Annotated in this window: 4 protein-coding genes; all 4 read left to right on the top strand. The window is 40.8% G+C overall.

Annotation, left to right across the window (positions count from 1 at the left end; genetic code table 11):
* On the top strand, positions 1-2,532 hold a 2,532-nt coding region (locus AB2J24_RS19450), incomplete at its 5' end, for a discoidin domain-containing protein (protein ID WP_367386750.1).
* Positions 2,533-2,850: 318 nt separating this feature from the next.
* Positions 2,851-3,399 carry a recombinase family protein gene (locus tag AB2J24_RS19445; RefSeq protein ID WP_367386749.1) on the top strand — a complete coding sequence of 183 codons (549 nt, stop codon included), beginning with the start codon at positions 2,851-2,853 and terminating at the stop codon, positions 3,397-3,399.
* Between the two features lie 132 nt (positions 3,400-3,531).
* Entirely contained in the window at positions 3,532-4,653 is a 1,122-nt protein-coding gene (locus tag AB2J24_RS19440) for a hypothetical protein (protein ID WP_367386748.1), read from the top strand.
* Positions 4,650-7,463 carry a tetratricopeptide repeat protein gene (locus AB2J24_RS19435; protein ID WP_367386747.1) on the top strand — a complete coding sequence of 938 codons (2,814 nt, stop codon included), beginning with the start codon at positions 4,650-4,652 and terminating at the stop codon, positions 7,461-7,463. The genes AB2J24_RS19440 and AB2J24_RS19435 overlap by 4 nt, the downstream gene beginning before the upstream one ends.
* The last annotated feature ends 249 nt before the right edge of the window (positions 7,464-7,712 follow it).

Raw genomic sequence — 7,712 nt, 5'->3', positions numbered from 1 at the left:
ACAGTTCGAGTTGTTGCAGGTTCCAATGATATTGCGATTGCCGAGATCAATGTGTATGGCGAGGATGTTGCACCAGATACGTTTAATCTTGTGAACCTGACGGATTTGTACAAGGAACATATGTTTGCGAGTGCGAGTTCAACTCGCAATACAACATATTTGGTAGAGAATGTATTAGACGATGATACTAACACATCATTTGAAAGCTCTGGAACTTCGGGCCAGTGGTTACAGTTGGATCTCGGTGCTAATCTTGATATTTCTATTGTTGAAATAGTAGATACTAATTCAGATGGACGCCTTAATGGTGCAAAAGTTGTCTATCTGAATGCCGCCGGACAAGAGATTACTCATCCTGAAACGATCATCACTGGTGTAGTGGCGAATGAGGCTCTCCGGTTCAATTACACTGGTTCGGAGAAAGTCCACTTCATCAAAATTGAAGGTGCTGATGGTTATGCCCTCCAAATTGCCGAGATCAATGTTTATGGGGAAGATGTTGCGCCTGATACGTTCAATCTTGTGAACCTAACGGATTTGTATAAGGAGCATATGTTTGCAAGTGCGAGTACATACAGTGTGAGCGGTGCAGGTGTTCCAATTTCAGCTGAGCGTACATTGGACGATGATAATAGTACCAACTTCCAAGCAAGCAGCTCTGGAGATGAATGGTACAAGCTTGATTTGGGTGCTGATCTTGATGTTTCAATTATCGAGATTTCCAATCGATCAACATCTCATGCTGTTACTCAGTTTAACGGCGCAAAGATTATGCTTCTTGGTGCTGATAATGATCCAAATAATCCAATAGAGACGTTTGTTGTGTCTGGAGCAGAAGACAGCGAAGTGATGCGCTTTCACTATGATGGATTAGAAAAAGCCAGATATGTTCATATCCAAAGTAATGGCAATTATCATCTGACTTTTGCCGAGATCAATGTTTATGGGGAAGATGTTGCGCCTGATACGTTCAATCTTGTGAACTTAACGGATTTGTATAAGGAGCATATGTTTGCAAGTGCGAGTTCATCCTATACTGACGGTGTTTACGCAATAGATCATGCCCTCGACAATGATCTTGATACTTCTTTCCTTGGTCTGTCCACTCCTGAAAAGTGGTTTGAGCTTGACCTTGGTGCTGAGCTAAATATTTCAATTATTGAGGTGACCAATAGGGTTGGGGATTACCCTTATGTTATGGATGGTACACTCATCTCTCTACTGGATGCCAATGGTCAGGCCATTCAAATCTCGGAAGACAACGGTGTTCCTGTTTATCATTTTGATCCCATCACTGGAGCTGAATCAGGTGAGACCTTCCGGTTTATATATAACGGTTCTGAAAAAGTCAGAACAGTTCGAGTAGAAGCTACTAACGTTCATCAAGTTGTACTTGCCGAGATCAATGTGTATGGGGAAGATGTTGCGCCTGATACGTTCAATCTTGTGAACTTAACGGATTTGTATAAGGAGCATATGTTTGCAAGTGCGAGTTCATCCTATACTGACGGTGTTTACGCAATAGATCATGCCCTCGACAATGATCTTGATACTTCTTTCCTTGGTCTGTCCACTCCTGAAAAGTGGTTTGAGCTTGACCTTGGTGCTGAGCTAAATATTTCAATTATTGAGGTGACCAATAGGGTTGGGGATTACCCTTATGTTATGGATGGTACACTCATCTCTCTACTGGATGCCAATGGTCAGGCCATTCAAATCTCGGAAGACAACGGTGTTCCTGTTTATCATTTTGATCCCATCACTGGAGCTGAATCAGGTGAGACCTTCCGGTTTATATATAACGGTTCTGAAAAAGTCAGAACAGTTCGAGTAGAAGCTACTAACGTTCATCAAGTTGTACTTGCCGAGATCAATGTGTATGGGGAAGATGTTGAGAATGAGAATGTCTTCTTAAAAGGCACAGCAGGTGATGATGTTCTCATCGGTTCGGATGGCGATGACTATCTTGATGGTGGTGCTGGTGATGATAGCCTGTCAGGTGGAGCTGGAAACGACACTATAGTTATTGATGACGATGACACATCTTATTCAGGTGATGCTGGAATTGATACACTCGTCTACGAAGGCACTCAAAACAAACAGTATGATTTAGAAGGCAGTACATTTGAAAATATCATATTTGGTGCTGGTGATGATTTCATTTGGGGCACTGGTGATGCGAATAATATTGCAGCCGGAGATGGTAACGATAACCTAGATGGCCGTTCAGGCGATGATTTTCTTGACGGAGGCGCAGGGCAAGATGAAATCACAGGTGGGGATGGTAATGACACCTTCGTATTCACGGCCAATATGGGTAACGATGTCATTACAGATTTTGTTACAGGCCTTAATTCTGATGATGTAATTGAGATCCGTGGATTGTTATCGTTTGACACTTATGCTGAAGTTCTCGCAGCAGCGGCAGATGACGGAACCAATACCACGATCACTATTGACGCGGATAACTCCATAACACTGAACAACGTTGTTGTGGCTGATCTTCATCAAGATGATTTCAGGTTCGCTTAGGTTCACACCTCTGAGATTTAGTTTTGAGTAGCTCAGGTAATTTACAAAATGAGATAGTCCGCAATGCATTTAAGTCATTGCGGGTGTCTAATAAGGGTATGGTGCAAATGTCATGACATTTGAAACAGATTGCAGAAGCCCAGAGAACTAGGCTTCACGATGTTTCATATCTGCGTTTCATAATTGATGTGCCATAAAGGTTGATTTAGCTACCAACGTCCGGCCGGATTGCAACAGGATAAAAGAGATTGCGACCATTTCGTTTAAACTCTGTCCGCTTTGATCAACATTCGTATTCGGGCCTGTTAGAATGTTTATATGAGAATCGGATACTGTCGCGTCAGCACAAACACACAAAACTTAGACCGTCAGGTTGCAGCACTTCGTTCAGAGGGCTGTGATAAGATTTACCGAGAGAAAGCCTCTGGTAAATCTCTCAAGGGACGACCGCAATTAGACAAAGCCATTGATGCACTTGGTACGGATGATATCCTTGTCGTCGCCGAATGGGACAGGGCGACGAGGTCCATGCAGGATGGACTGAACATCATGCAACGTGTTGCTGATCGTTCTGCATTGGTCAAAGTTCTCGATAAGCCATTTCTTGATCTTACCACACCGATGGGCAAAGGCATCCTCGCATTCATGTCGGCACTTGCTGAAGATGAAAGAGAGCGAATTATAAGACGTGCCGCTGAGGGCAGAACGATAGCTAAAAGCAGAAATGTGAAGTTTGGCAGAAAACCAATTCTGTCATCGGATCAGCAACAGGTAGCGCGTGATCGAATGGCCAGAGGTGAATCTTGTAGACAGATCGCTAAGGACTTCAGGGTATCAGCAGCGACAATATCAAGAATAAATCAATAAAATGGATAACTGTATCAATTCAGCAGTGGCTTAAAAGTTTGCACCTAAATTTCGTAAGTTCATTTGTATCACTACAAAATTGTTGCACTACAAAATTGTTGTGATACAATGCCTTGAGAAATGGAGAGGTATATGTACTGTTACGGACGCGAAGTAGAAATAAAAGAAATATGGAATCGTATAAAAATCGATGAAAATTTGCTAATGCTCGCACCCCGAAGAATCGGCAAGACAGTTATACTGAACGAGCTGCAAGAACAGGCAGAAAGTAACAATTTTCACGCGGTAATAGTCGACGTAGAAGGTTACCATGAGGAAAAAGATTTTTTTCGCCAATGCTGTGCCTCCATTCAAGAAGAATTGAGCTTTGGAAGCCAGCTAATGTCGTCACTAGTAGGAAAAATCAATGCATTTGTAACTGGCAAAGAAGAAATTGGTGATTGGCGGCAACTTTTACTCCAAACAAATTGGGATGAATTTGCTGACCATCTATTTTCACACATGGTGGCTCAAGATGATCAGAAAAACTGGTTGATACTCGTCGATGAATTGCCTGTCTTTTTGCAGACAATGGCACAAAAAGGCAAAACGGAAAACCTGAGCGCATTTTTATATAGTCTGCGAAGGTTTAGACAAAGATATCCGACTGTACGCTGGGTTTTTGCAGGATCGATTGGTTTAGACACCGTGGCAAGAGAGTTCAATATAGAAGGGGCTTTAAATGATCTACACCCACTCAGCGTTAACCAATTCACTCAAGAAACTGCGGACGGTTTTCTATCATTCATCTGCGAGAAACGCGGGCTTTCAATAACACAAAAGGCGAAAAATGCTATCTTTGAGAGACTAGGATGGCTTTCACCTTTTTATTTGGAGAGAATAATAGAAGATGCGATTTTGCTATCTCAAGAAGAAGTAGGCGTTAAAGAAGTCGATGACGCCATGAACAACCTAATTTCGCTAACCAAAAGACTGTATTGGGCGCATTGGAGAGAGCATCTGGATAGAAATTTCTCGGAGCCTACCAGAGGGCGATTATATAAAATGCTCAATACCGTCGCTAAGGTAGAATCTATTACAGAAGAGGGTCTCTTTTCTACATGCTATGTAGAGGATCAGAACCTAACTCGATTAGAGTTTAGAGAGCATCTGGATACACTTATGAATGATGGTTATCTCATTCAAAATGCGGGGAAAATACAATTCTCAATGAGATTATTAAATGAATGGTGGAAAAGGTTTGTATCAGTATGACCAATCTTAGCCGAGAAGCTCTAAACCTGAAAATATATAACCCAAGTTTGCAAAACGATGACGATTTTTTGAAGGGATTTGTTGCTCGAACACGCGTTGCAGAAATCCTATTTCAACGACTCAATGAAATTCCGCAAAAAGGCTTAGCTAGCCATTTCCTATTTTTTGGTCAACGCGGAATGGGCAAGAGCAGCATGTTAAAACGTATATCCATTGAGTTGAGTCGGAATACTGATCTTGGTGAAAAATTCTTTCCTCTGAAATTCCGCGAAGAACAATACAACATCCATTCGTTGGATGTCTTTTGGGAAAATTGCATCGATTCCATGAGTGACTGGTTTGAAGAGACCGGCAAGCCATCCACGTCGATCACTATCGATAAGCGTATCACACAAGAGAATAAAGATGACCTTTCGCCGGAGGAGTTCTTCCGGTATTGGTGCAAGCATGTAGGCAAGAGGCCAGTTTTACTTCTCGATAATCTGGATATCGTTTTAAGTGGACTCAACGATGATGAACAGTGGGCATTAAGGAAAAGCCTACAAGATCGACAAGGACCGGTGATAGTTGGTGCGTCAGCAACTTACATGGAGACATTAAAGGACGAAGATGCAGCTTTTTATGATTTCTTTCAGTTAATAGTTTTGGAAAAATTGAATGCATTTGATGTGCAACAATGCTTACAAAAAATTGCTAGCGAAAGAGGAGACCGTGGAAGTAAAGTTATAGAATTGCTGAAATCTGATCCGGGCAGAATTAAAACACTAAGTGACATGACCGGTGGCAACCCAAGGACACTAACCTTATTATATCTTCTATTTGAAAATGATGGCGAAAGTGATGTTTTTAGTGACTTGGAAAACCTTTTAGACGAAGTGACAGTGCTTTATAAAGCAAGGGTCGAAGATTTATCTAGCCAATCCAGAGTGGTTTTCGATGCGCTTGCCCTCAACTGGAACCCCATCACAGCAAACGATTTGAGTCAAATAACAAAACTCAAAACTTCGATTGTAACTGCACAACTAGATCGACTAAAGAATTCAAATTTAATTGAACGAATCAACCTGCCGAGTAGTAAAAAGGCCGCCTACCAAGTAGCCGAAAGATTCTTTAACATCTGGTATCTCATGAGGCATGCCCCCAGAAGACAACGTGTACGTCTCCGCTGGTTAATTGAGTTTCTCAAGATATTTTACAGCCCAAAACAATTAACCGAACGAATAAGACAGGAGCTAACAAAGACTACATTATCGCCGCGACAGTTAGACATATTTTGTGCGCTGGAAGGTGCAATCGATGATCCCTATTGGAGTAAACTAATTGGATATAGGGCGCAGGCTGGCTACAAATCAGATTTAAATCGCAATGAATTACCAACACCTGAAACCTCAGATGATTGGTTGAAACTGGCCAGACTAGAGTATTTCGAGCTTGATCAACCTGAATCAGCGATAAAGTCACTAAATAAATCAATTGAACTTTCCCCAAAAAACAAAGCTGCACGCTTACAGCTAGCGAGAGTGTTATTTAGTGAAGACCAAGAAGAACAAGCAATGGAGATATCATTAAAACTTACCGAAGAATTTAATGATTATGCACCAGCATTCAACTTCTTAGGTTGGTGCTCTGCATGGGTAAAGAAAGATGATGAGCTAACAGTTAAGTACTTTACCAAAGCCATTGAAATTGATGCAACCAAGCCGCATTTTTATGTTGATCTAGCTCGCTTTTGGAGAAGTCACGCACAAGAATCAAACTACGTAAATGCGAGTAGTTATTACAATAAAGCCATTCAGATTGCCCCAGAAGATGTATCTATATTGGTCGAATATTCGGATATGCTCAGATTTCGCATTAAAAATTATAATGAGGCCTTTATACTTCTGGAAAAAGCGAGAGAACTATCACCAAACAGTTCGAATTGGAAAATGTCATTAGGGCATCTTCTAATTGAAATGCCATCGCTTGCACCGGAATTATCACCTGTAAAACTTTTCAAAGAAGTTAGAGATAGCGATCCTAAGCTAGCAAAAAGAGCGTTTGATAGCATCTCGTACTATTATGAGCAGATGGGGATGTCAGAAAAACTCATTGAATTACATACGCAAGAAATTAAAAATAACCCGCTGCACGAAACTGTGGGAATTAGGAAACTTTTGGGTGATACATATCTGGAGGAGCTGGGTAGTAAGGAAGCAGCTATTGCTGAATTTAAGTCAGCCCTAAACCTTGAGGTATCGTCTAGTTATGATGCCGCGACAAAGGGATACATCCAAGCGTACTTTTTTGAGGACTTTGAAGCAGCTAAAGTTAGTTATGAAAATTCGATTTCCATTCAAAAAGATGCAGGACATTCAGATTATGATCTCGAAGGGGAAAGTAATCTTATTGCTGTAGAAAGCCTTCTAGGTGAAAAAGATAATGATTTCGATAATAGATTAGATGAAAACTTAAAACATCATCCTGAACACGGTAAGCATATATTAAAATCAATAATTTATATTTCAGAAGATAATTTCGGTGCAGCATTCAACGAATTTAAAAATGCAGTGATGTGTAATTCACCTGAGCTGTATTCAGACTATCGCGGGTTCTTGGCTCTTTTCATTAGAAATTGTTTTAATCGACAGTACTTTGGAAAACTCATAGATGAGTTCGAGCATGGCGACCTTCATGAAAAGTATATGCCACTATACTATGCTATTGTTGCATTAAGAGACGGTGAACAATCTTTAGATGAAGTCAATCCTGAAGTGCGAAAAGTTGCCAATCAAATTTATGGCTGGATTTCTCACTTCAATGAAAACTAATAATTTTCTGCTTTGATGAAATTCAAAAACGGTCGTTTTTGATTATCGAAACCATTGATTTGGTCCGGCCTGAAAACCACAACGTTTACAATACTTCTTGCCATGTGTGAGTTTCTCATAACTTAGGCTCAGGACCCATTAATTATCTTGCAAAGTTACATCAGCTCTGATTCATTTTATTGACTAAGATGGAGTTTATAATGAGCAATCTTTACTGGTTAACTGAGGTTCAAATGCTGCGGCTACGGC

It is taken from the genome of Lentilitoribacter sp. EG35, assembly GCF_040784015.1.
In the GTDB taxonomy this organism is placed as follows: Bacteria; Pseudomonadota; Alphaproteobacteria; order Rhizobiales; family Rhizobiaceae; genus Lentilitoribacter.
The sequence above is the reverse complement of the archived record's forward strand: the minus strand, read 5'-3'. Positions and strand labels throughout refer to the sequence as shown.

What these genes read in the sequence shown, in the direction of transcription:
- AB2J24_RS19445 (WP_367386749.1), top strand. Translation starts at nt 2,851, where the DNA reads ATGAGAATCGGATACTGTCGCGTCAGCACAAACACACAAAACTTAGAC.
- AB2J24_RS19440 (WP_367386748.1), top strand. Translation starts at nt 3,532, where the DNA reads ATGTACTGTTACGGACGCGAAGTAGAAATAAAAGAAATATGGAATCGT.
- AB2J24_RS19435 (WP_367386747.1), top strand. Translation starts at nt 4,650, where the DNA reads ATGACCAATCTTAGCCGAGAAGCTCTAAACCTGAAAATATATAACCCA.